The following is a 21,991-nucleotide window of genomic DNA, read 5'->3' as shown; positions in this document are numbered from 1 at the left end:
GAACCGGGCAATATGCAAACACAACATGCAATCTCCAGGAAACAGACGCCGGGAATCAATTTGGGATCAACCCAAATTACAGCATTTACCCTTGAGATTGCGGCGCCAATCTTAGGGTTTCTGTGGTACTAGAACAATCGACAATTTATAATGGACTGGATAAAAAAAACTAATGCAACCAGTATGGCAGGACATTATGTCGAGAAGACTTCCCCCTCTGAATTCGCTCAAGGTATTTGAGGCAGCAGCCCGTCACCTGAGTTTCACGCGCGCTGCGGAAGAATTGTTTGTGACACAGGCGGCGGTCAGCCACCAAATTAAGGCGCTGGAGGAATTTCTGGGCCTGAAACTGTTTCGTCGCCGGAACCGCTCTTTATTGCTGACAGAGGAAGGGCAGAGTTATTTTCTCGACTTGAAAGACATCTTCAGTGCGATATCAGATGCGACAGATAAAGTTTTGGAACGCGGTTCAAAAGGTGCGCTGACCATTAGTTTATCTCCCAGTTTTGCGATCCAGTGGCTGGTGCCCCGCTTAAGCGATTTTAACCAGCTGCACCCGGATGTTGATGTCCGGATTAAAGCCGTCGACCTGGATGAAGGCTCGCTGACCGATGATGTGGATGTGGCGATTTATTATGGCCGGGGGAACTGGCCGGGTCTGCGCTGCGACAAACTGTATCAGGAGTTTCTGGTCCCTGTGTGTTCCCCGATGCTGCTCAGTGGGCCGAAAGCACTGAATACACTGGCGGATTTGCAGTTTCACACACTGTTGCATGACAGTTCCCGGAAAGAGTGGAAGAACTATGTTCGTGAGTTTGAGATCCCGGGCACCAATGTAAATCAGGGGCCGATTTTCAGTCACTCGACCATGGTACTGCAGGCCGCTATCCACAGTCAGGGGATCGCGCTGGCGAACAATGTTCTGGCTCAGCCTGAGCTGGAAGCCGGACGTCTGGTGTGTCCGTTTGATGAAGCATTGATGAGCAAAAATGCCTTCTATCTGGTCTGTCAGGAGAAACAGGCAGAAACCGGCCGGATCCAGATTTTCCGTGACTGGGTGCTGGAGAAGGCACGCAAAGAGCAGGAAGAAGGGCCGCTGCCGCAACCAGAGGTTCCGGTCGAAGAAGCCATTGCCTGATTCGCCTCTGATAATGCTGCAGGCTGTCATCCGCGGTTTGCAGATGGTCAAAACAGAGCCCGGGAACATCCGGGTCTGTCCTGCCACGCCCTGTTTTTTCTCCCAGAAATCGTTCTGAGTTTGGTCTGAACGATTAAAGATTGAAATTCGCCACGGGTCGGTAATACTGGCCCTGTCTGACAATCGAAGAAATGAAGGGAAAAATCAGTGTCATACCTGATCAATACACCGGAAAACGGCCAGTTCGATACCACCTTTTTGTTCGCACACGGTGCGGGGGCGGGCATGGATCATGAATTTATGACGGCGATTGCCGAAGGGCTAGCCGAAAAAGGCATTCGTGTGGTGCGTTTTGATTTTCCCTATATGGTGAAGCGTCGTGAAGACGGCAAGAAACGTCCGCCGGACCGGCAGCCGAAGCTGCTGGCTGATTTTCAGCGCCATATCGAACACTTTGCAGAGGAAGGGCCGCTGGTGATTGGCGGCAAATCCATGGGAGGCCGGATGGCCAGCCTGATGGTGACTGAAGTGGCCGATGAAGCTCCGGATGCCGCAAATTGCCGGGAGAAAGTGCTGGGCGTGGCCTGTCTGGGCTTTCCGTTTCATCCGCCGGGTAAACCGGAAAACTTCCGGGGCGATCACCTGAAAACCATTGAAGTGCCAACCCTGATCCTGCAGGGAGAGCGCGATACCTTCGGCACGCGCAGCGAGGTGGAAGGCTGGACCTATGCTGAAACGGTCACCCTTTCATTTCTGCCGGATGGCGATCACAGCCTGAAACCACGCAAAGCATCCGGACACACAGAAGCCGGAAATCGGCAGCTGGCTGTCGAATCACTGGCGGATTTTATTCGGCAGTGCGTGTCCCGTATTTAAAAACAAAAGGATAGATTGAATGCAAAGCCGCAGCATGATTCTGATTGCCGCTGTCAGCGGAGCCATCGGTGTGGGTCTGGGGGCTTTTGCTGCCCATGGCCTGAAGGCACAACTGAGCCCGTATTTACTGGACGTTTTTAAGACGGGTGTGGATTACCAGCTCTGGCATAGCCTTGCGCTGTTCGGGTGCGGGATTTGGGCACGCAATTTTTCTGCAAAAGCGCTATCATACGCGGCCCTGTTGTTCGCGGTGGGGATTTGCCTGTTCAGTGGCAGCCTCTATTTGCTGGTGCTGACAGGCGTGAAGTGGTTTGGTCCCGTAACACCACTGGGGGGACTGTGTTTTATTCTTGCCTGGCTGTCACTGGCGGTGGCGGCCTGGCGTTCTAAATGAGGACTCGTGGTGAATCAGGTTCTGTTGTACTGCCGTCAGGGCTTTGAAAATGAATGTGCCGGTGAAGTGCAGGATAAAGCCAATGCACTTGAGCTGTTTGGCTTTCCGCGCGCAAAGAAAAATAGCGGTTATGTGCTGTTTGAGTTTTATCAGCCGGGTGATGCCGATAAGTTTGCGCAGCTACAGCCATTTTCACAGCTGATTTTTGCCCGTCAGATGCTGGTCGTCACGACGCGTCTGGAAGATTTGCCGGCCGACGATCGGATCAGTCCGATTCTGGCGGTTGCCGAAACATTACCACGTTGCGGTGATCTGCGGGTTGAAACACCGGACACCAACGAAGCCAAAGAACTGCTGAAATTCTGCCGCAAGTTCACGGTGCCGCTGCGTCAGGCACTGCGTAAGCAGGGTGCGTTGTATGTGAAAGACAATCCGAAGAAACCGGTACTGCATTTGTGCTTTACCGAACCGGGCTGTTGTTTCCTGGGGTACTCCTACAGTAACAACAACTCGCAGTTCTTTATGGGGATCCCGCGGCTGAAATTCCCGGCAGATGCACCCAGCCGTTCAACGCTGAAACTGGAAGAAGCCTTTCATGTCTTCATTCCGCGTGAGGAGTGGGATGAACGTCTGGCCTCCGGCATGTGGGGCGTCGATCTGGGCGCCTGTCCGGGAGGCTGGACTTATCAGCTGGTCAAACGATCCATGTTTGTTCACGCGGTGGACAACGGCCAGATGGCACAGAGCCTGATGGATACCGGTCAGGTGAAACATCATATGGCTGACGGATTTAAGTTTGAACCGCCACGCAAGAACGTCACCTGGCTGGTGTGCGACATGGTTGAGAAACCGGCCCGGGTGGCGCACCTGATGGGGCAGTGGCTGATCAAAGGCTGGGCCAAAGAAACGATCTTCAACCTGAAGCTGCCGATGAAAGGTCGTTATGATGAGGTGCTGCAGGATATTGAAAACCTGAAGGTCTTTCTGATTCAGAATGGTTTGAAATTCCGCCTGCAGGCGAAGCATCTGTATCACGACCGCGAAGAAATTACGGTCCATATTCAGGCGCTGGACAACCGCAGTCCGCACTAAAACCTGCGTTACGGATGGCGGGCACTCAGCCCGCCGTCTGATATCGGATATCCTGTAAATTAAAGCCCAGCTGCAAGTCGGTTTTCAGCCGTGCAACGGCTTTGCTTGCTTTGGCACTGTCCTGAGCAGGTTCAATTTTCTTACGCCATTTCTCCGGCAGATCCGCTGCCGTTAGAATGCTTTCCAGATCCGGATACTGTTGTAGCAGTTCACAGGCTGCTTTCGGCCCGATGCCCGGAACGCCCGGGATTTTACTGGAGCTGATCCCGGCCAGTCCCCAGTAATCCGGCAGTTGCTCCGGACGCACGCCAAATTCTTTTTCAATGAACGGGCTGTCGAGCCAGCGTTGCTGGAAGTAATCCCGGATCATTACGGTTGGGCGCAACAGCTGGCAGTAGCCCTTATCGGTGGATACGATCGTCACCTGGCCGCCGTGATCGGCGACTTTCAGCGCCAGCGTCGCAATCAGATCGTCGGCTTCATCGCCGTCGGACAGCAATGAGTCGACGCCAAGTGCCATAAAATCATCCTGAATCTGCGCCATACCCGCCTGAAGCTCAGCCGGCATTGGTTTGCGGCCTTCTTTGTAGCCGGGCAGCAATTCGGCACGCCAGCCTCTGTCGTCACCATGGTGGTCAAATACCGCCACAATGTGGGTCGGCTGACTGACAGCAATAATTTTACTCAGTGCCTGGCAGCAGACTTTACTGGTGCTTGCGATGTCCGGCTCGCCGGGTTGGGCGGCGTGAACACGGCGGATCAGGTTGAGGGCATCAATGACGACAAGATGTATAGACATAATATTCAATAAAAAACAGGGCCAGCTGGCCCTGTATTCTACGTTGCATGGCAAATTATTTCACCATGTCGGGGTGGGTGAGGATGCGATAACAGGGAATGTACTCGCTGCCGGGCAGTTTCATACGTTGCTGGGCGACGAAACTTTTCAGCAGTTTGTCCATACGTTTCATCAGCGACGGGTCGCCGTTGATTAAAAAGGGTCCTTTGCGCTCGATTTCCCGGATCCCTTCTTCTTTGACATTTCCCGCCACAATCCCGGAAAAGGCTCGGCGCAGATTCGCTGCCAGTTGTTCCGGACGCTGGTTAAGTTGCAGATCCAGACTTCCCATGGCTTCATGTGTCGGCTCAAACGGTAGCTGAAATTCCGGCGGAATTTTCAGTGACCAGTTATAACAGTACGCATCGCCGGTTTCCTGGCGGTGTTCCTTGGTCAGCGGCATTGCTGCTTTCATGATACGGGCCACCTGCGCCGGATCATCAATCACGATTTGATATAGTTTGGCTGCTTCTTCTCCCAGCGTATCGCGGATAAAGTTGTCGAGCGTTCTGAAATAGAGTTCGCTGCTCTTCGGCCCGGTCAGCACCACTGGCAATGGTTGATCCTGATTATCGGGGTGCATCAGGATCCCGATGATATAGAGAAGCTCTTCGGCGGTCCCGGCACCACCAGGGAAGATGACAATCCCGTGGCCAACCCGGACAAAAGCTTCCAGACGTTTTTCGATATCCGGCATAATGACCAGTTCGTTCACAATCGGGTTTGGCGGTTCGGCTGCAATAATTGAAGGTTCCGTCAGGCCGATAAAACGGCTTTTGCCGTAACGTTGCTGGGCATGGCCGATCGCGGCACCTTTCATCGGACCCTCCATGGCGCCGGGGCCGCAGCCGGTGCAGATATTCATTTCACGCAGCCCCAGCTGATGGCCGACATCCCGGGTGTACTGGTACTCTTCAGGATTAATGGAGTGGCCGCCCCAGCAAACGATAATACTGGGATCTTCACGTGACCGGACCGTCTGGGCGTTACGCAGGATACTGAAGATAAAATTCGTAATATGCGGCGCACTGGTCAGATTCAGATCATTGCGTTGTTGAACATGTACGTTGACGTAAATGATATCCCTCAAGACGGCAAACAGGTGTTCCTGAATACCGCGAATGATCTTGCCATCGACGAAAGCATGCTCTGGCGGATCTTTCAGTTCGAGTTTGATGCCGCGCTCTCTTCGGAGGACGTTAATGTCAAAGGATTTGTGTCTTTCCAGCAGGGCACTGGAATCATCGCTGTGGCTCCCTGAGTTCAGGACAGCCAGCGAACAGTTGCGGTACAGGCGATAAAGATCGCTGGCTGCGGTCGCTTTCAGCCTTTCGACTTCCAGTTGCGATAGCAGTGTCATTGCCCCAACCGGACTGATATGTGTAATCATGTTTACCTCCCTGGAGATAAATACAGGCCATCAAAGCGCCTGTACCTCATACCAGTCAGAGCAAACTACGTCGGGCAGCAGCTCTCACCTGGTATTTGTCTTTCCGCGTGCGGACAATGGTCGCTTCACGGAGAGAAATATCGGACATTTTTCCCTGCCCGTATTATTCAACATACACAGGCATCCAGAGTTTGACTAGAGGAAGTCTGAAAAAAAAAGCGTTTGTACAGCAGTGGGTTAGATGCGAAATGCTGCGTTATTGAGTTTAAAATCAGCTGTTAAGCAATCCAGATCAGGTGATTCCGGCCAGCATTTTTGGCACTGCTCAGCGCTTTCTGGCTGCGTTCGATCACGCTGCCCGGCGTGTCGTTGTCATCAAACAGGGTGGCCCCCAGAGATGCCGTGACCGAAACATTTTTTTCGCGAAAACGGAAGGGTAACTGGAAGATGCTTTCGCGAATGTTCGATAAGCGGCGATGCCTTTCCGTTTCTGTCATTTCCGGCAGGATCAGCATGAATTCATCGTTGCTGACCCGGGCGATAAAGTCGGTGTCCCTTAACTGCTGGCGCAGTGTCCGGGCAATGATTCTGAGGACTTTATCACCGGCCTGGAAACCATAGTTGTCATTCAGTTCGCTGAAGTGGTCCAGATTGACCACGGCCAGGCAGAGCGGATGCTGATAGCGAATCCACCGGCGGTATTCATGCTCCAGACGATCCTGGAAGGCGGCCCGGTTGTAGACCCGGGTCAGCGGGTCCTGAAAAATCCGCCGCTGCAGATCTTCAATCTGACGGTGCTGATCCTGTGTCTGCTGATAGAGTTGTTCTGCACGGCTCTGATGATAGTGCAGCTGCTCCAGTAAAGATTGTTCGCGGTTTTCCAGGGCACGCTGGCGCTCAACCAGATGTCTGAAAGACTGATCCAAATCCTGCGCGGCACTGCGCCAGTTTTCCAGATTACTGTGCTGGGCCAGAGCCTGATGGAAGCGATCGGACAGTTGCCCCAGCTCAGAAGTCAGTTCCGAGCGGTGATTGTACAGTGCTAACCCTTGTTCAACAGCCTGGCGGGTGGTCTGTTCAAGCGCGGCCAGATCGCCGCTGATCACATCCAGAAACTTCTGCGCATGGCGTCTTTCACTGACAAATGCATCCAGTGCCAGGCGGAGTACTTCCAGGCAGAGTTCAACCAGGGAAAGGGTGGTCACGCCTTTGAGCAACTGATGACGGATAGTCAGGAGCTGCTCACCAGATTCCCCTTCCGCATCCAGCTCAGTAATGATTTGCTGCAGCTCATGACAGAGCTTCCGGTGCAGGTCACTGTCTTTGGTGAGCGACTCCCGCTCGACACTGACCGGAACGGTCAGGAGCTTCAGGGCACGGTCGTACAGGCCGAACAGTTGGGTAATTTGCTGGTGGCTGTGGTTCAGTGAAGCGGGTGACTGGGAGAGTAAATCATGAAGGTCGCGTTTGAGCTGAACCGGCAGGGCAGGAATGCGTTTCAGACTCTCGGAACTTTGCTGTATCAGGCTTGCCAGCCGTTCCATGGTTGTATGGGTTGGCGTTTGCCGCAGCAAAAGGCGTTCCACCTGTGCCAGATGCGGCACAATTTTACTGATGTCTTTGTTCTGCTCCAGATCCCGGCGCAATGTTTCCAGACGCTTGTCCAGGTCGACATCCAGTCCTCGGCAGGCGACAGCCATACGGGCAATCAGACGCTTTAAAATGACGATCTCACGACGTGACTTTAACGACGCATCGCGATATGACAATTGAGCCTGATCCAAGCGCAGCTTCAACTTACTCACTTCAGAAGCTGCGTCAACATTCGTTGCCACGTTGACTAATGATTACCTTATCTGAACTTCCTTCGCTCAGTACAACTCACAGAGCGATACCGGATGTTAGCAAAAAATTCCTGCCGGGTTGAACATTATTAACGGCTTGTTTTCCCGGACACAAACGCTCGCGTGCTTTTTATACATTTTCGTGATCTTAGTAGACCTAAACAGCAGTAATACCGAGTGTTTTTTCTTCAGAGGTGTTTGCTCCAGTCATATTCCTGCTGGGAAGATGTCTGAACTTTGACCAGTCCCTTATCCATTCCCTGAATGCAGGCATGACGAATATTGTCTCCGGCAAAGCTGGCGGCAGGTGCGGCATCGATGGCACTCAGATGCACCCACTGGCTGCCTGACTCGGCTTTACTGATTTGACGGGCGGCCTGGGTGGCCATCAGCAGAATATCAATCAGCTCCTGGTCATTGATGGCCGTATAGGCGCGGGGCAGAAACGGATATTCCGCCATGCCGATGCGAACCCGGCTGTCGAGCTGTTTTTCAGCCATGAAATGATCGACCAGTTGCTGAATGGAATCGGCCAGCTGTTTGGGCGCACTTTCCAGTCGCGAATTCGGCTCAATATATAAAAACATGGCATCAGAGAAATGGTACAGGCGTGCGGGTTCGCAAATCTGGGCATTGAGGTAGTCACCGAACTCGCGTTCCAGTGCCAGTCCCTGCTGATAGCCATGCTGCAAATAGACATGTTTGAGTAGCGGTACTTCAAACAGCGCAAAGCGGAGCCGGTCACTCAGGGGCTCATTGATGATTTCGCCCAGATGCCATTGTTCAAAATGGGCGCTGCTTTGCTGCAATGAGTTCGACAGTCTTGCATTAAGCATTCGCAGATTGCGCAGACCACTGCGCGGGTGCGTGTAGAATTCATCACGTAACAGCTTGAGGCGGCGACGCCACTGATGCGCGGAACGATTGCGATACCAGAGCAGCAGCAGGGAAAGCAATAAGCCGATCAGTAAGACGGTAGTCAGGTTTTTCTGCTGATACAGCGCCTTTTCCTGTTCAAACTGTTGCCGCTCGAGTTCTTCGAGTTTCAGCGAGCGTGCCATAATCCGCTGCTGCTGACGAAACACTTCGACATTACTTTTGACCTGATTTTCCTGCATGGAGGCTTGCAGCTGCTCATAGCGGCGCTGGCTGAGCAGGGCATTGTAATAGTCTTTTTGTTTTTCAAAGGCTGCAGACAGGCTGGCTTCCCCCATCATTTGCAGTGCGGGCTGAGGTTTCTGCAGGCGGCTGGCAGCAAGCAGGGCCGACTGGATGGTCGAAATTGCCTGCGGCGTTCTTTCCTCAGCCAGTTCAAGCTGACCCTGGAGTAACTGAGACTGAATCAGGGTGATCTCATCATCGCTTTCCTGAGCCAGTTGCCGGGCATGATGGAGGTATTGTTCGGTTTTGGGGTAGTTATACAGTTTCAGATAGACCCGGGCGATACTCAGGCGCAGACGGGCTGAACGAGGCTGCAGGCGCAGCTGATTTTCCTGATCCAGTGCATTGAAATAGTGCACCAGCGCCAAATTGTAGCGGCCTTGCTGCTCATAGATACTGGCGATCAGTGCCAGGGTTCTGGCCAGCGGAATCGTTCGGTTAAAGTGCTCAAAAAATTCTCCCGCCTGAGTAGCGTGTTCCAGCGCTTTGTCGAAGACTTTCCGCTCTTCATAGAGCGTTCCCAGTTCCAGGTTGGCCACGGCCACTTTGCCGTGGTCTTCCTGTTCCTGAGCCAGCCAGTAACCACTGAGCAGACGGTCCAGCGCCAGATCATAGTGCTGATGTCTCAGATAATGACGTCCGTGGCTCAGGAGAAAGTTGATTTCTTCTTTGGGCTCATTCAGTTCAGACAGATCACGCTTGGCGCGGGTAAACATTTTTTCGGCTTTGCGTTCATCGCCCAGCGTGGATTCAATATCTGCGCGAAGCATCAGCAGATGGTACTGCAGGACTTTCACCTGCTCACTGCGCTGGAGCTTTTCATCACCGGCAATCGCTTGGTCCGTTTTGTTCAGCAGGTCGCTCGCAGAGGTGGCATCGCCGAGTCCCTGCCAGAGAATGTCGGCATGGATCAGCTGAGTTTCCAGCAGGGTGTAGCTGAATTCATTGCTGATCGCCAGTGCCTCGGCTTCCCGGATGATCTGAATGGCTTCGGGTTGCCGGTTCAGCAGGGACAATGCTCTGGCTTTAATCTGGAGCGCATTAATAGTACTGAGAGGGGTGCGGATAGAATGGTCGGTTTCTTCGCTTACATGTACGCGCGAGCTGTCGACAGGGATGCTCATCTGGCGCTGGCTCAGGTAGCGGTTGGTAATTTCCAGCGCTTTTTCAGGGCTGGTTTCCAGCAGCAGGTCTGCATCGGCCAGAATCGGGGTGGCATAGATTTTTGCCTGCACGGGCAGGGCAGTCAGAAAGCAGAACAGAATGCTGAAGAGCCAGTCACGACAGTTCATAGAGCACTTATCCATCAGGAAACACGGCCCTCATATTACTGGCTCAGATCCTCAAGTCCAGCAAACTAGAGTGATTTGCCGGACTTGCAAGACAAGTTGAACTCAGAACTACTGTCGGGCCAGGCGATCATTGTCGCTTGGTGTTTTGCCCTGATTGGTTCGGTAAGGGTTGATATCCAGACCTCCACGACGGGTATATCGTGCGTAAACCGTCAGTAACTCAGGCTGGCAGAAGTGCAGCAGGTCCGTGAAGATACGCTCGACACATTGTTCATGGAACTCATTGTGGTTGCGGAAAGACACCAGATAACGCAGCAGCTTTTCCCGGTTGATCTGTTTCCCTTTGTACGAAATCCGTACGCTGCCCCAGTCCGGCTGGCTGGTGATCAGACAGTTGGATTTCAGCAGATGGCTGTGCAGGATTTCTTCGACAACGTCGCCTTCAGCGGCATTTGCCAGCAGGCCCGGGTCAAAGTCGAAACTATCAATTTCAATGTCCTGATCATCAATGCAGGTGCCGCTGAAATCGACAATCGGCTGCGCGGTGAAATCACTCAGTGGCTGGATCGTCACATCGACGTCAGAACCGGCACAGGCAGACAAATCTTTCTGCAGCATATCAGCAACTTCCTGCCAGCTTTCGATCCGCGTGTTGTTCAGGCTGTTCAGATACAGCTTGAAAGATTTGGACTCAATCAGGTTCGGGCTGCCGGCGGGCAGACGCACTTCACCGATTGCAACCTGCGGCAGTCCTTTACTGTTCAGCCAGGACAGTTCGTACAGGGTCCAGATGTCATACCCGGTAAAGGGCAATTCATCACCAAGCGCCAAGTCATCGCGGTTCAGTTTGCGTGGCACTGCCTGCAGCAGGGAAGGATCATACTGATCTTTGTATTCACTTTTTTGGCCAAGAGTTAAACCGGCTAGTTCTTTCGCGTCTTTGTATTTGCTCATATTGTCCTGGACACACACACTTGGATTACAATAGGCAAAGTTTACTGAATCTTGCTTGAGGTTGCGAATGAATCATCCGGTTACGGCCGCATTGGCCGATTTTTCTTCCCGTTTTATGAAAGCCTGGTCTGATGATCAGGCCAGCCAGCCATGCAGCAGCGATCTGATTGGCCTGGCATCGCCCTGTGTGGTTCGTGACAGTGGCGATACGGTGTTCTGGCAGCCGGTGGTCCGAGAGCCGGCAGGTGATTTGGCCGCAGTTGAACAGGGGATTGAACTCCGTCTGCACGCCGACATTCAGGCGTTTTACGGCAGCTATTTCAGTGGTGACATGGCGGCCCGCTTTCGGGACCTGGAACTGGATTTGCTGCAGGCGTTCAGCGAATCGGACCATCAGCGGTTACAGGAAAATATTCTGGGCCATCTGGTGACCCAGCGCCGTCTGAAACTGAAACCGACCGTTTTTATCGGGGTGATGGCCTCTGAGCATCAGGTCATTGCCATCTGCAATCTGACGGGGAATGTTATTCTGGAAACTCTGGGTCAGTCGGAGCGTGAGGTTCTGGCGGAAGATGTGGCCAGTTTTCTTCGCCAGCTGGAACCTGTGGTCAGGGTAAGCTAAACCATGTATGTCATCGAATTGCAGTTTGAATGCTTTGATAACACGACGATTTCTGCCGTCGAGCAGGCGATCAATGGTTTGATGGATGCGCTGAGGTACAACGGTCAGGTCCTGGGCCGTGAGTTTCCTGTGGTCATGGATGAAGCTGTCTTTAAAGTACGGGCTGTCTGTCCGGAAAAACAAAGCCTGCACAGTCAGTTCCACAGTCCTCAGGTGAAGGCCTCAATGAACCGGCTCTCTCAGGCCGGTCTGCTGGCCCCGAAAATCAAAGTTCTGGGCCGGGATATCAACTCTGAAGCAACCGCCGAAGATTCGCCCGGCTGGCAGGTGCTGTATACCACTTATGTGCACACCTGTTCGCCCTTGCGCAGCGGAGATTCTTTACTGCCGATTCCCTTATACCGGATCCCGGCAACCTTTAACGGCGATCACAAGGCAGTGGTGAAATGGCAGACCGAATGGCAGGCCTGCGATGAAATTCAGATGGCCGGTGGCTGTCAGGCCGAACATGCAGCCTTGCATGAAATTCGCGATGCGGACAGTGATTTATTCCGGCGCGGCTGGGATTTGCGGGGTCGGATTGAACACCTGACCAAGGTGCCGACGTATTATTACCAGTACAGAGTCGGGGGTGTCAGTCTGGCAGAAGAAGCAAACCGGCCTTGTCCGAAATGCGGTCAGCCTTGGCGCCTAGAGGAACCGATTCACGGGATTTTCCATTTTAAATGCGACCCTTGCCGTCTGGTCTCAAACCTTTCCTGGGATTACCAGTAACAAATTACCAGTAACAAAGAGACGCCCGCTCCGAAGAAGAGCGGGCGTTTTTTTCAGCCAGGTCAGGTAAGACTGATTTATTTGGCTTGAATCGCTGTTTCCAGCGCGGCGAGGCGTGAGGTCAGGCTGGCCACCTGTGCTTCAAGCTGAGCAATGCGTTCGCTGTCGCTGGCTGTTGCTGCTGGTGTTTCGGTAATCTTCGGTACTTTGGCGTGCTGTTTCCAGCTTTTGATTGCCTGAATGATGACGGGCATTGGCAGCGGTTCACGCAGGCGTGCCTTCACCAGTGCAACGCTTGGTTCTTTACCTTCGGCCATCAGAGATTGAATGGCGCTTTCTAATGCTTCGGTGATTGCTGAGGACATCATTTCTTCCTGAAATTGAGGGATCGTTGGCTTATTTTCGTAGCAATGTATCCAACTGATCAATCACTTCGCACCAATCGGCATCTTCTGCGATCGATTCGTTCAGAAACCGGCGCTGGGAGGGCTGCCAGAAATCAGCCTGGGTGATGGTTTCGTTCTGCTGCAAATGATGATCCCGGATAAAGCTTTCGATGGACTCTTTGGATGAATTTAAGCCTAACTGGTTGAAGAGGCTGGGTAAATCGTGGCTGAAAGTTTCCATGGTGACATTCCCCTAGTCGTGTTTGCCTTAAGTATAGTGGGGAATAATCGGCATTTCGTCTGAGCCCTTTGTGAGAGATCGCTTACAAATGTGTAGGAGAAATTAAAATCAGTTGACAGATGATGACTTTAACTCTGTATTGAAGTTGTTTATTTTCAACTGGTTATCTTTATTTTTCGTTTTTGATATTTGTGTCATTGAAAAGATTGCCATCAGACAGTTGCTTGTTCTGAATCGGATATCGCGTAATCTTAACCCTGTCGGAAGGAACTGACACGGAACAGGAACTGGCGCCACGGAATCGGCGGTCTCAGGATGAGACAGGTTTTCAGGAAGAAAACTGACAGGGAAGATTCGGAGGTTGCAGGACGCAATCAGTGCAAACGGGATGTTTGCCGTCAGGATGACACAAGGATGATGCTTCAGGGCAGAAGCGATGGACACCGCCAGGAAGGCTGTTGAGAGTTAATTCAGGACGGATTAACGGGTCAGGAGACCAGGGAACACTTCAGGACGAAGTTCAATAAGGGAAGCGCTGAAGGATTCAGCATACAAAGGAATGATGCAGGGAGCACCGTTGTAGTAGGATGCTACAGGTAAGACCTAAGGGCGCAGCGCAAGTTGCGCCCATTCTTTTATTGGTGCCCCGCCAGCCGCGTCCAACCGCATGAAAACCAGCCTTTCTATTGTCTGAACCAAACCATAGAGCTCCATCCATATAGCCTCATTGTCTTGCAGTGAGAATCTGTTTCTCAGGAAAATGGTATTCTCATCTTTGAGTATGAAAGCCGGTGCCTTATGTTTCTTCTGTTTTTGCTCGTCTCTCTGTAAGAGATCTCTCACAAAAGCGTGAGAAATCTGAGTTTAAGGGGCAGTCAATCTACGCACACTCTATATAAATTGTCCTTTAATACAATTGCTTAAGTCGTTGCTTTTAATTCGATGACGATGGTGCCTTTTTTTCGTCGTTTCGCCATACTGTGTTCGCCTTCGATTTGTCGTAGTCTTAGAAGTGTCGAAGGATTTGACATTTTGGAACAGGATAACGGCCAGGGAGCAGGGTCGGTTAGGGATGATAGTGAGGGCGAGGACAGCTCTTGCGCTAAGGACAGTTCAGGACATGGCAGGATGCCGGTTGCAGTCACCAGGATGGGGCTGCTCAGGATGAGACAGGACACTTTCAGAACGAAAGCAAGGACACCGCCAGGACGGTCGAAGAGAGTTATTTCAGGATGAAGTAACGGATCAGGAGATCAACGGACACGTTCAGGATGAACGCCAAATGGAATATCGCCGACGGATTCCGGCGCATCGATGGATTGAGGCAGGGAGCCACTCAGTAGCGGGAATGCTGCAAGTAAGACCTAAGGGCGCAACGCAAGTTGCGCCCGTTTTATTTGGTCGCCAGTCAGAATGCGCACTTCAACCCGGCATATGATGCGGCGGGACGTAAAACTGTACAGGTCTCATTCCCCGGAAGGTTGCACAACCCTGATAGGCATCGGCACCATCCGCGGAAAACTCGAACAGGTAAAGCGTCTGCCAGCTCCAGTTGCCGGCATCGTCTTTCAGGCGGTGTGCTCCCCGGGCAACACTCAGCAGCTGTAAGCCGAGCTGCTGGCAGCGCTGGTGAATAAACTGCTGCGCCAGTTCACTTTGCCGGCGTTGCTGCCAGAACAGGTAACCCGCGAAGGCCAGCGCCAGTATAATGAGTAAATTCTCCATCCTTGGTTCTATTCCTTTTTTTGAAAGTGACGGCTTACTGGCCGCGTGCGGCTTGCTGTAAGCGGGTGATCGCTTCAGTCAGTTCAGGATTAGCCTCGCTGTGCAGGACCTGCAGCATGATTCCCCGCAGAGCCGGCAGCATCACCAGATCGGCAAACAGCTGGTTAAACAACGTTTGGTCCTGCGTCTGTGCCAGACGCAGCAGGTACAGTCCTGCAGTCTCTGTATCAGCCAGTCCTTTCCAGCACCGGCCCGCAATAGCGACCATCATCTCCGGGTGGCACAGTTCAGGCTGGTTCAGCAGCTTCCTGACCGTTTCATGCAGCCTTCCGGATTCGGCACCGGACAGGGCGCGAACCAGCGCCGTCAGCAGAAAAATATCGGCTTCTTCAGACGAGAGCTCCAGCGTCATCCGCTCAATCAGCCGTTCAGTCAGTGCGGGTGGCAAATCACAGTGTTCCAGACAGCCCAGCAGCGCGTACAACGGCGTCATCGGCAGATGATGAATGGCTTTGCGTAACCAGGTTGCGTTGTTTTCCTGTTTCATTCGGGCGCAGACATCAGCCAGCCCCTGTAAACCCACACCCTGCCATTGATCCCAGGCCAGCTTGCCGCTCAGGTAGAGCTGCGCGTGCTCGTAGTACTGGCTGGCCGGCAGGGACAGTTGTTGTCGCAGATGGGCATGGAAAATCGCCATCTTGTCGTCTTTCGGTTTGAAGGTATAAGGGTTTGCCGCCAGTTTTTCCTGCTCTTCTTCTGTCGGCACCGCGTTCAGGGTCGCACCCATCGCTTCGATGACGTATTTAATGAAGTCGCCGACAGCGGCTTGTTTCAAAAGCCCGCGCTCATCAAGCGGCAGTTTCAGAAACCAGATCCACGGCGGGTTATTCTGTTGCCAGAAGGAAATCGACAGGTGGGCGTGCTGTTGCAGCGGCCATGGATACGGCTGGCGGTTATCCTCGACTGCTTTGAATGTCTCCCGCTCGATCTCGCTGACCCGGCGGCCAAGATCATAAATCTTATACTGGCAGCCAGCGTTATCCAGCAACTGGGTCAGGGTGTGAAATTTATCCATGGACATGCAATCGAGCTCCTCGGTTTTTAACGCATATGGTGGCGCATTATAGGGAGTTGCAGCAGAAGATGGTATCCTTGCGCGCCAGTTGTCCGGCAGAGGTCAAGCCCTGTGCCCGTATTGTTTCAGGAGTACCGTTTTGGACCCTTATGAGAAAACCGCCCGTTTAATGACGGCACTGGAGCAGCAGTTGCGTGCGCATGACCTGTGGCAGGATGAATCCCCCGATGAAGATGCGCTGGCCAGCACGCTGCCATTTGCCGTGGATACCTTGAGTTGTGCTGAATGGCTGCAGTGGGTTTTTCTGCCGCGGATGCATCATCTGGTGGAAGAGCGCTTGCCGTTGCCGACTCAGTTCAGTATTTACCCTTATGCCGAAGAAGCCGCCAAGCTGACTCCGGCACTGGCCGGTGTGCTGCCGGTAATCAATGAATTGGATCACTGGCTGGGAGGTGCGATTCAATGAGTGAGCCCGCCACTGAGTCAGTCACAGAACCGCCAATTGAGCTGGAAATCCTGTATCAGGATGAATATCTGGTGGCTGTGAATAAGCCATCGGGCATGCTGGTACACCGTTCCTGGCTGGACCGTCATGAAACTCGTTTTGTGATGCAGACCCTGCGTGATCAGCTGGGGGGGCAGCATGTATTCCCGCTGCACCGGCTCGACAGGCCGACATCCGGCGTGTTGCTGTTCGCGCTCTCGAGTGAAATGGCGGCGCAGATGATGCCGAAATTTGCCGGGCGTGAAGTGAAGAAAACTTATCATGCGGTGGTGCGGGGCTGGGTGAAAGAAGCGGCGGTGCTGGATTATCCGCTCAAAGAAGAGCTGGATAAGCTGGATGATAAACGAGCCCGTCAGGATAAAGCACCGCAGGAAGCAGTCACAGCTTATCGCCCGATCGCCAGAGTCGAAATGCCGATCCCTGTCGGCCGTTATGCGAGCAGCCGTTACACCCTGGTGGAAATGAAACCGGAGACCGGGCGTAAACACCAGTTGCGCCGTCATATGCACCACCTCAGTCACCATATTATCGGTGACGTGAATCACGGTGATGGACGGCATAACCGCATGTTCCGGGAGCAATTCGACTGCCATCGCCTGATGCTGCATGCGTCATCACTGGAATTATTCCACCCGGTGACCGGTCATTCTCTGAAGATATGTGCGACAGTTGATGAAGCCTGGCAACGGGTGATGCAGGCGTTTGACTGGCCGGTGTCCCATCTGGATGCTTAAAGCATTTTTGACAACGGGATCGCGCAATTGCAACTGAGACTTGCATCTGGCCGGAAGCCGCGCCAGAGTAAACGCAGGTCATTGATTTTCAGACAGGGAGTGAGGCGTGACTTTGATGGCAAATATTGGTGTTTTTGTGGGTTCGGTGTTTGGTGGGGCTGAAGAAGTCGCTGAAGAAGTTGTCAGTGAGCTGAAAGCCAATGGTCACCAGGCCGAAATGTTTATTGAACCGAGTCTGGAAGATTTTCTGGCTTATCGTGATCAGGTGGCACTGGTGATTACCTCGACCACAGGGCAGGGCGAACTTCCGGAAAATCTGTTGCCGCTGTTTACCGCGCTGAATGATCAGTTTCCGCTGATGCCTGCTCTGAATTACGGTGTGATCGCCATGGGGGATTCCAGTTATGGTGAAGACCGATACTGTGGCGGTGGCCGTCAGTTTGATGCGCTGCTGCAGGAACTGCAGGCCAAATCTGTGACAGAACGGCTGGATATTGATGCCTGTGTGAATTTTGATGCGACCGAAGCTGCGCTTCCCTGGCTGAAAAACTTCATGAATAAAGTCAAATAATGACACGATGCCGCTGTTTTACGGCGGCATCAGTTGCTTGTTTATTTCAGTTTTTCCAGATCGGCTTCGATCTCGGCAATCTTATGCGTGACCACCTGCTCAAGGTGACGTAAGTCCGCCAGAATCTTTTTCTTGATATCTACATCGTTGTGGCGTTTGTTGGTGATTCGGTCCAGCTCATCGGTCACAAATGTCAGTTTGCGGTTGATTTCCGAAAACTCTTTTGCTTCCCGGTTGCCGCTGTTGACGACGACAGAGCGGGTTTGACGGGGAAATTTGAACTTCATGCTTTTGGCAAAAAGCTCTCCCTTCTCTTTTGCAAAATAGATCTTCAGAATGTCGTTTGCGGCTTCCTGACGCAGGCTGTAGCTCTCAATGCGTTCAGGGTGTTCAATGCCCAGGCTGGTAAGGTTCGGATACATGGCGGCCTCGTGTGATTCAGTCAAGCTTCGCATCCAATACAACAATATGCGGCAGGTGGCGTAATCAGCAGTATTGATTGATGCAGGATGGGATTACTCTAGCAATTAATCCGGGGTAAATCTTGAACCCAGCGCAGAATCTGCGCGAAGGGTTCATGGCCAAACCCGCCCGCCTGAGCTGACGGGCGGGGCTCAGGCAGCGTCGTCGATGCGTTCAATCAGCGCTGCTTTCAGCGCCTGTTCCTGTTCGGCGGACAGTTGCTGACCGGCTTCATTTACCAGAATGAAAAAGTCTTCCGCCCGCTCACCGATCGTGGTGATTTTCGCGGCCTGCAGACTGACATTCTGATCGGCAAAGACGGAACCAATTCGTGCCAGCAGGCCGGGCATGTCCAGCGCGACCAGCTCCATCATGGTCTTCTTGCCGGTTTTTGTCGGCAGGAAGTCGACCTGGGTTTTCACGTGAAAATGGCGCAGTTTCCGGGGAGGCCGTTTGTGACGGCGCGTTGTGCTCATGGTTTCCAGCGCGTGGATCAGGGCTTCCCGCACCATGGCATGACGATTCTCCGTCAGCGGATCACCGTTCGGATCCAGCACCATAAAGGTATCCAGCGTATAGCCGTCTCTGCTGGTCATGATCTGGGCGTCATGAACACTGAGGTTCTTTTTATCCAGTTCAGCAACCACGATGGCAAAAAGCTTTGCCTTATCCGGGCTGTAAACGAAGACCTCTGTACCACCGCGGGTCGGTTTTTTACTGATCAGGATCAGCGGCGCATTCGGGTCGTCGTGCCTGAGTAGGGCTTCGGCATGCCAGGCGATCTGCTGGTGAGTATGGCGCAGGAAATAGTCGGCTTTAAAGCGTTGCCAGAGTACGTCGACTTCACGCTGTGCGAACCCCTGGCTGCGGAGCAGGGCCGAAGCCATCTGCTGATTGTGACGGATCCGTTCCCGAACATCCGGCGGATTTTCCAGACCCCGTCGTAACGCTTTCTGGGTGGAATAGTAGAGTTCTGCCAGCAGGGTTCGTTTCCAGCTGTTCCAGAGTTCCTGGTTGGTCGCGCAGATGTCGGCCACGGTCAGACAGATCAGGTAATCGAGTCGTTCTTCGTCGCGGACGACTTTGGCAAACTCGGTAATCACATCCGGATCATAGATGTCGCGGCGCTGGGCTGTGACAGACATCAGCAGGTGATTTTTCACCAGCCAGGTCACCAGATTGGCTTCAGGTCGCGACAGGCCATGGTTGATACAGAAATTATAGGCATCGTCGGCACCCAGTTCGGAGTGATCGCCGCCGCGCCCTTTGGCAATATCGTGGAAAATCGCAGCCAGAATCAGCAGTTCTTTTTTGATGATCCGCGGATAGACTTCACAGCAGATCGGATGCAGTTCGCGGTTGGCCGGATCGCTGAACTTGTTCATGTGTTTCAGCAGACGCACGCTGTGTTCATCCACGGTGTAGACGTGGAAGAGGTCGAACTGCATCTGACCGACGATCTGACTCCACTGAGGCAGATAAGCGGCCAGTACCCCATGACGGTGCATCAGGCGAAAAGCCTTGTTAAGTGCATTGGGCTGGCGGACCAGTTCCATGAATTTCTCGCGCGCGGCCGGGATATCGACCAGAAAACGGTTGAGCCGGCGGCGGGCAGTTCGCAGCTGACGCAGGGTGGGCGCAGAAATTCCGTCAATCTCTGAGTTACGTGCTACATGCAGGAACATATCCAGAATCGTTTCCGGCCGGGCCTGAAACAGGGCGGGTTTGCGTGCTTCAATCAACGGACCGACTAAACGGAAATCTTCATCCAGATCGACTGTGGTTTGTGCATTGCCATTTTTCAGAATGGCCTGGTCAAACAGCTGCAGCAGCATTTTGTTGAGTTCTGCCACCCGGCGCAGCGTACGGTAGAACTCTTTCATCATCATTTCGACCGGCTTGTTGCCGTCACCGGTATAGCCCAGTTTCTGAGCGACTGAAGCCTGATGTTCGAAGGTGAGCCGGTTGTCGTAACGTTTCAGCTCACTGTGCAGGGCAAACCGGATCCGCCAGAGGGATGCCTGGCATTCATAGAGCTCGCGGTATTCGGCGTCGGTCAGAAAGCCGAACCGGCTCATTTCCAGCAGATTGGTGGCACCGAAATGACGGCGAGCAACCCAGCTCAGCGTATGAATATCGCGCAGGCCGCCGGGGCTGGATTTGATGTCCGGTTCGAGATTATAGGTGGTGTCGTGGTAGCGGGCGTGCCGAACCCGCTGCTCTTCTACTTTGGCCCGGTAAAACGCTTCACTGGGCCAGAATTTACCGGAGTTGACCTGCTCCTGCAGCTGCAGAAAGCTGTCTTCACTGCCGCACAGCAGGCGGGCTTCCTGCAGGTTAGTCGCGACGGTCAGATCTTCCAGACCAATATTGATGCACTCTTCAATGGTGCGGACGCTGTGACCGACTTCCAGTTTGAGATCCCACAAAAGCGTCAGGAATTCACTGATTTGTTTGCCGGTATGAGCATCCAGCGGCGTACTGCTCAGCAGGAGAATATCGACATCGGATAAAGGATGCAGTTCTCCCCGGCCGTAGCCGCCCACCGCAACCAGAGACAGATCATCGCGTTGGTCCAGCCCGAAAACAGGCCAGAGATGGCGGAGTAAACCATCAATGCATGTTGCCCGGGCCTCAACCAGTTCGGTCACCGGCACGTGCTGAGCAAACAGGAGTTGCTGCTGTGCGTTGAATTGTTCCAGTTCCTGCTTCAGCGCAGCACGTAACGGATGAATGTGGTCACCGTTCATCGTGGTATCAGATTGAGTCTGTGTCATTGCGGTCCATGCCCAGTTGTACTTTCCTTTACTCTAGCCTGAAACGGGGGAACAAAAAAGCCAGCAAAATGCTGGCTTAGATGTCTTTGTCAGTAGCGGACTACTGCAGATTATCAGGCGTTTTTCATCACGCGTGGCAGTGATTCTTCTTTCCGCAGAGTCAGGATTTCACAACCGGTCTCGGTGACCAGCAGGGTGTGCTCCCACTGTGCTGATTTCTTGCCATCCACGGTATAGACTGTCCAGCCATCATCGTCATCAAGGATGCAACCGAATTTACCCGCGTTGATCATCGGCTCAATGGTAAAACACATCCCGGCTTTCAGCACGGTGCGGTCTGCATTTTTATAGTGAACGACTTGTGGTTCTTCGTGGAACTCATCCCCGATGCCGTGACCACAGTAGTCGCGGACAATCGTGAAACGGCTGTTACCGTTTTTCACGAATCTCTGAATCGTTGTGCCAATCTCACCCAGCTTCGTCCCAGGTTTCACTTTTTTGATGGCCTGGTACAGGCTTTCCTGAGCCACACGGCACAGGCGTTTGTCTTCCAGTGAGACTTCGCCGACTTCAAACATTTTCGACGTATCGCCGTGGTAACCATCTTTGATTACCGTGATATCAATGTTGATGATATCACCGTCTTTCAGTACATCCTGCTCACTCGGAATGCCGTGGCAAACCACGTGATTGATGGAGGTACAGATGGATTTCGGGAAACCGTGGTAGTTCAACGGAGCCGGGATAGCATCCTGGGTTTCCGTGATGTATTGATGGCAAATCCGGTCCAACTCTTCAGTGGATACGCCAGGTTTGACATACGGCTCAATCATTTCCAGCACTTCTGCGGCCAGCTGGCCAGCGACGCGCATCTTTTCGATTTCTTCTGCCGTCTTGATCTTAATGCTCATGCGAACTTCTCTACCCTATCAGTCTCTATACTTAATATGGTATCAGCGCATGCACCAGATGGAAACTGGCTTTGCCGATGCGGGGGAGATTAGGCTGGATTTTGACGGCAAAAATATGGTATAAAGCGCGCCGTAATTTGCCAGATTGTGCGTTGATGAAAATTAACCCGGCAGGTCAGATTACAAAAAACGTTATTTTATTAATCACTCACACATATCGACACGTGCT

General features: G+C 52.9%; 21 protein-coding genes. 9 read left to right on the top strand and 12 right to left on the bottom strand.

Annotated features, from left to right (window positions below; genetic code table 11):
- The first annotated feature begins 196 nt into the window (after positions 1-196).
- The 4 genes from SPK40_RS21025 (at position 197) to rlmM (ending at position 3,500) form a co-directional block, all read left to right on the top strand.
- Positions 197-1,138, top strand: coding sequence for a transcriptional regulator GcvA (locus tag SPK40_RS21025; RefSeq protein WP_330961782.1), 942 nt, complete (start codon positions 197-199; stop codon positions 1,136-1,138).
- A 207-nt stretch (positions 1,139-1,345) separates the two neighbouring features.
- Positions 1,346-2,014 carry an alpha/beta fold hydrolase gene (locus SPK40_RS21020; protein ID WP_330961781.1) on the top strand — a complete coding sequence of 223 codons (669 nt, stop codon included), beginning with the start codon at positions 1,346-1,348 and terminating at the stop codon, positions 2,012-2,014.
- A gap of 19 nt (positions 2,015-2,033) precedes the next feature.
- On the top strand, positions 2,034-2,408 hold the full coding sequence (locus SPK40_RS21015) for a DUF423 domain-containing protein (protein ID WP_330961780.1): 375 nt from the start codon (positions 2,034-2,036) through the stop codon (positions 2,406-2,408).
- 9 nt (positions 2,409-2,417) lie between these two features.
- Positions 2,418-3,500 (top strand): 23S rRNA (cytidine(2498)-2'-O)-methyltransferase RlmM, encoded by a 1,083-nt coding sequence (rlmM, locus tag SPK40_RS21010; RefSeq protein ID WP_330961795.1) that lies wholly within the window; start codon positions 2,418-2,420, stop codon positions 3,498-3,500.
- A gap of 25 nt (positions 3,501-3,525) precedes the next feature.
- On the opposite strand, the gene xni is transcribed toward rlmM, so the two are convergent.
- The 5 genes from xni to queF all read right to left on the bottom strand — a co-directional run bounded on the left by xni (position 3,526) and on the right by queF (position 10,979).
- Positions 3,526-4,299, bottom strand: a complete 774-nt coding sequence (xni, locus tag SPK40_RS21005) for a flap endonuclease Xni (RefSeq protein WP_330961779.1) — start codon at positions 4,297-4,299, stop codon at positions 3,526-3,528.
- A gap of 55 nt (positions 4,300-4,354) precedes the next feature.
- Positions 4,355-5,728, bottom strand: a complete 1,374-nt coding sequence (gene ppnN, locus SPK40_RS21000; protein ID WP_248144120.1) for a nucleotide 5'-monophosphate nucleosidase PpnN — start codon at positions 5,726-5,728, stop codon at positions 4,355-4,357.
- A 278-nt stretch (positions 5,729-6,006) separates the two neighbouring features.
- The gene (locus SPK40_RS20995) at positions 6,007-7,563 is read right to left on the bottom strand and encodes a GGDEF domain-containing protein (protein WP_330961778.1); all 1,557 of its coding nucleotides are present in this window, start codon (positions 7,561-7,563) and stop codon (positions 6,007-6,009) included.
- Between the two features lie 197 nt (positions 7,564-7,760).
- Positions 7,761-10,025, bottom strand: coding sequence for a tetratricopeptide repeat-containing diguanylate cyclase (locus SPK40_RS20990; RefSeq protein ID WP_248144122.1), 2,265 nt, complete (start codon positions 10,023-10,025; stop codon positions 7,761-7,763).
- 108 nt (positions 10,026-10,133) lie between these two features.
- Complete coding sequence (queF, locus tag SPK40_RS20985; RefSeq protein WP_248144124.1) at positions 10,134-10,979, bottom strand: NADPH-dependent 7-cyano-7-deazaguanine reductase QueF; 846 nt, start codon at positions 10,977-10,979, stop codon at positions 10,134-10,136.
- A gap of 67 nt (positions 10,980-11,046) precedes the next feature.
- Here queF and syd point away from each other — a divergent pair, with 67 nt between their 5' ends.
- Both syd and SPK40_RS20975 read left to right on the top strand, forming a co-directional pair.
- Positions 11,047-11,601: a SecY-interacting protein gene (gene syd / locus SPK40_RS20980; protein ID WP_330961777.1), complete on the top strand. Its 555-nt coding sequence runs from the start codon at positions 11,047-11,049 to the stop codon at positions 11,599-11,601.
- 3 nt (positions 11,602-11,604) lie between these two features.
- Positions 11,605-12,375, top strand: a complete 771-nt coding sequence (locus SPK40_RS20975; RefSeq protein ID WP_330961776.1) for a Zn-ribbon-containing protein — start codon at positions 11,605-11,607, stop codon at positions 12,373-12,375.
- Positions 12,376-12,452: 77 nt separating this feature from the next.
- Here the strand turns inward: SPK40_RS20975 and SPK40_RS20970 are convergent, their stop codons facing one another.
- The 4 genes from SPK40_RS20970 to SPK40_RS20955 form a co-directional block, all read right to left on the bottom strand.
- Positions 12,453-12,743: a hypothetical protein gene (locus SPK40_RS20970; protein ID WP_248144129.1), complete on the bottom strand. Its 291-nt coding sequence runs from the start codon at positions 12,741-12,743 to the stop codon at positions 12,453-12,455.
- Positions 12,744-12,771: 28 nt separating this feature from the next.
- A complete protein-coding gene (locus tag SPK40_RS20965; RefSeq protein WP_248144130.1) occupies positions 12,772-13,002 on the bottom strand; it encodes a DUF2789 domain-containing protein in 231 nt (76 codons plus the stop codon).
- A gap of 1,422 nt (positions 13,003-14,424) precedes the next feature.
- Positions 14,425-14,727, bottom strand: coding sequence for a DUF3301 domain-containing protein (locus tag SPK40_RS20960; RefSeq protein ID WP_330961775.1), 303 nt, complete (start codon positions 14,725-14,727; stop codon positions 14,425-14,427).
- A gap of 34 nt (positions 14,728-14,761) precedes the next feature.
- The gene (locus tag SPK40_RS20955; protein WP_248144132.1) at positions 14,762-15,808 is read right to left on the bottom strand and encodes a DUF3549 family protein; all 1,047 of its coding nucleotides are present in this window, start codon (positions 15,806-15,808) and stop codon (positions 14,762-14,764) included.
- A 133-nt stretch (positions 15,809-15,941) separates the two neighbouring features.
- Here SPK40_RS20955 and SPK40_RS20950 point away from each other — a divergent pair, with 133 nt between their 5' ends.
- The 3 genes from SPK40_RS20950 (at position 15,942) to SPK40_RS20940 (ending at position 17,612) form a co-directional block, all read left to right on the top strand.
- Positions 15,942-16,268, top strand: coding sequence for a YqcC family protein (locus tag SPK40_RS20950; protein ID WP_330961774.1), 327 nt, complete (start codon positions 15,942-15,944; stop codon positions 16,266-16,268).
- Positions 16,265-17,041: a tRNA pseudouridine(65) synthase TruC gene (gene truC, locus SPK40_RS20945; RefSeq protein WP_248144135.1), complete on the top strand. Its 777-nt coding sequence runs from the start codon at positions 16,265-16,267 to the stop codon at positions 17,039-17,041. Before SPK40_RS20950 ends, truC begins: the two co-directional genes overlap by 4 nt.
- A gap of 115 nt (positions 17,042-17,156) precedes the next feature.
- On the top strand, positions 17,157-17,612 hold the full coding sequence (locus tag SPK40_RS20940; protein ID WP_248144218.1) for a flavodoxin: 456 nt from the start codon (positions 17,157-17,159) through the stop codon (positions 17,610-17,612).
- 41 nt (positions 17,613-17,653) lie between these two features.
- Here the strand turns inward: SPK40_RS20940 and SPK40_RS20935 are convergent, their stop codons facing one another.
- The 3 genes from SPK40_RS20935 to map all read right to left on the bottom strand — a co-directional run bounded on the left by SPK40_RS20935 (position 17,654) and on the right by map (position 21,762).
- Complete coding sequence (locus SPK40_RS20935) at positions 17,654-18,034, bottom strand: DUF3461 family protein (protein ID WP_248144136.1); 381 nt, start codon at positions 18,032-18,034, stop codon at positions 17,654-17,656.
- 192 nt (positions 18,035-18,226) lie between these two features.
- A complete protein-coding gene (glnD, locus tag SPK40_RS20930) occupies positions 18,227-20,851 on the bottom strand; it encodes a bifunctional uridylyltransferase/uridylyl-removing protein GlnD (RefSeq protein ID WP_330961773.1) in 2,625 nt (874 codons plus the stop codon).
- Positions 20,852-20,964: 113 nt separating this feature from the next.
- Positions 20,965-21,762, bottom strand: coding sequence for a type I methionyl aminopeptidase (gene map / locus SPK40_RS20925; RefSeq protein WP_330961772.1), 798 nt, complete (start codon positions 21,760-21,762; stop codon positions 20,965-20,967).
- Positions 21,763-21,991: the final 229 nt, after the last annotated feature.

Source organism: Photobacterium sp. 53610, assembly GCF_036409375.1.
GTDB lineage: Bacteria > Pseudomonadota > Gammaproteobacteria > Enterobacterales > Vibrionaceae > Photobacterium.
This window is presented reverse-complemented; position numbering and strand designations above follow the sequence as displayed.

Excerpts from the sequence above, each read along its gene's own strand:
- SPK40_RS21025 (WP_330961782.1), top strand. The coding sequence starts at position 197 with ATGTCGAGAAGACTTCCCCCTCTGAATTCGCTCAAGGTATTTGAGGCA.
- SPK40_RS21015 (WP_330961780.1), top strand. The coding sequence starts at position 2,034 with ATGCAAAGCCGCAGCATGATTCTGATTGCCGCTGTCAGCGGAGCCATC.
- xni (WP_330961779.1), bottom strand. The coding sequence starts at position 4,299 with ATGTCTATACATCTTGTCGTCATTGATGCCCTCAACCTGATCCGCCGT.
- ppnN (WP_248144120.1), bottom strand. The coding sequence starts at position 5,728 with ATGATTACACATATCAGTCCGGTTGGGGCAATGACACTGCTATCGCAA.
- SPK40_RS20990 (WP_248144122.1), bottom strand. The coding sequence starts at position 10,025 with ATGAACTGTCGTGACTGGCTCTTCAGCATTCTGTTCTGCTTTCTGACT.
- queF (WP_248144124.1), bottom strand. The coding sequence starts at position 10,979 with ATGAGCAAATACAAAGACGCGAAAGAACTAGCCGGTTTAACTCTTGGC.
- syd (WP_330961777.1), top strand. The coding sequence starts at position 11,047 with ATGAATCATCCGGTTACGGCCGCATTGGCCGATTTTTCTTCCCGTTTT.
- SPK40_RS20975 (WP_330961776.1), top strand. The coding sequence starts at position 11,605 with ATGTATGTCATCGAATTGCAGTTTGAATGCTTTGATAACACGACGATT.
- SPK40_RS20970 (WP_248144129.1), bottom strand. The coding sequence starts at position 12,743 with ATGATGTCCTCAGCAATCACCGAAGCATTAGAAAGCGCCATTCAATCT.
- SPK40_RS20965 (WP_248144130.1), bottom strand. The coding sequence starts at position 13,002 with ATGGAAACTTTCAGCCACGATTTACCCAGCCTCTTCAACCAGTTAGGC.
- SPK40_RS20960 (WP_330961775.1), bottom strand. The coding sequence starts at position 14,727 with ATGGAGAATTTACTCATTATACTGGCGCTGGCCTTCGCGGGTTACCTG.
- SPK40_RS20955 (WP_248144132.1), bottom strand. The coding sequence starts at position 15,808 with ATGTCCATGGATAAATTTCACACCCTGACCCAGTTGCTGGATAACGCT.
- truC (WP_248144135.1), top strand. The coding sequence starts at position 16,265 with ATGAGTGAGCCCGCCACTGAGTCAGTCACAGAACCGCCAATTGAGCTG.
- SPK40_RS20940 (WP_248144218.1), top strand. The coding sequence starts at position 17,157 with ATGGCAAATATTGGTGTTTTTGTGGGTTCGGTGTTTGGTGGGGCTGAA.
- SPK40_RS20935 (WP_248144136.1), bottom strand. The coding sequence starts at position 18,034 with ATGTATCCGAACCTTACCAGCCTGGGCATTGAACACCCTGAACGCATT.
- glnD (WP_330961773.1), bottom strand. The coding sequence starts at position 20,851 with ATGACACAGACTCAATCTGATACCACGATGAACGGTGACCACATTCAT.
- map (WP_330961772.1), bottom strand. The coding sequence starts at position 21,762 with ATGAGCATTAAGATCAAGACGGCAGAAGAAATCGAAAAGATGCGCGTC.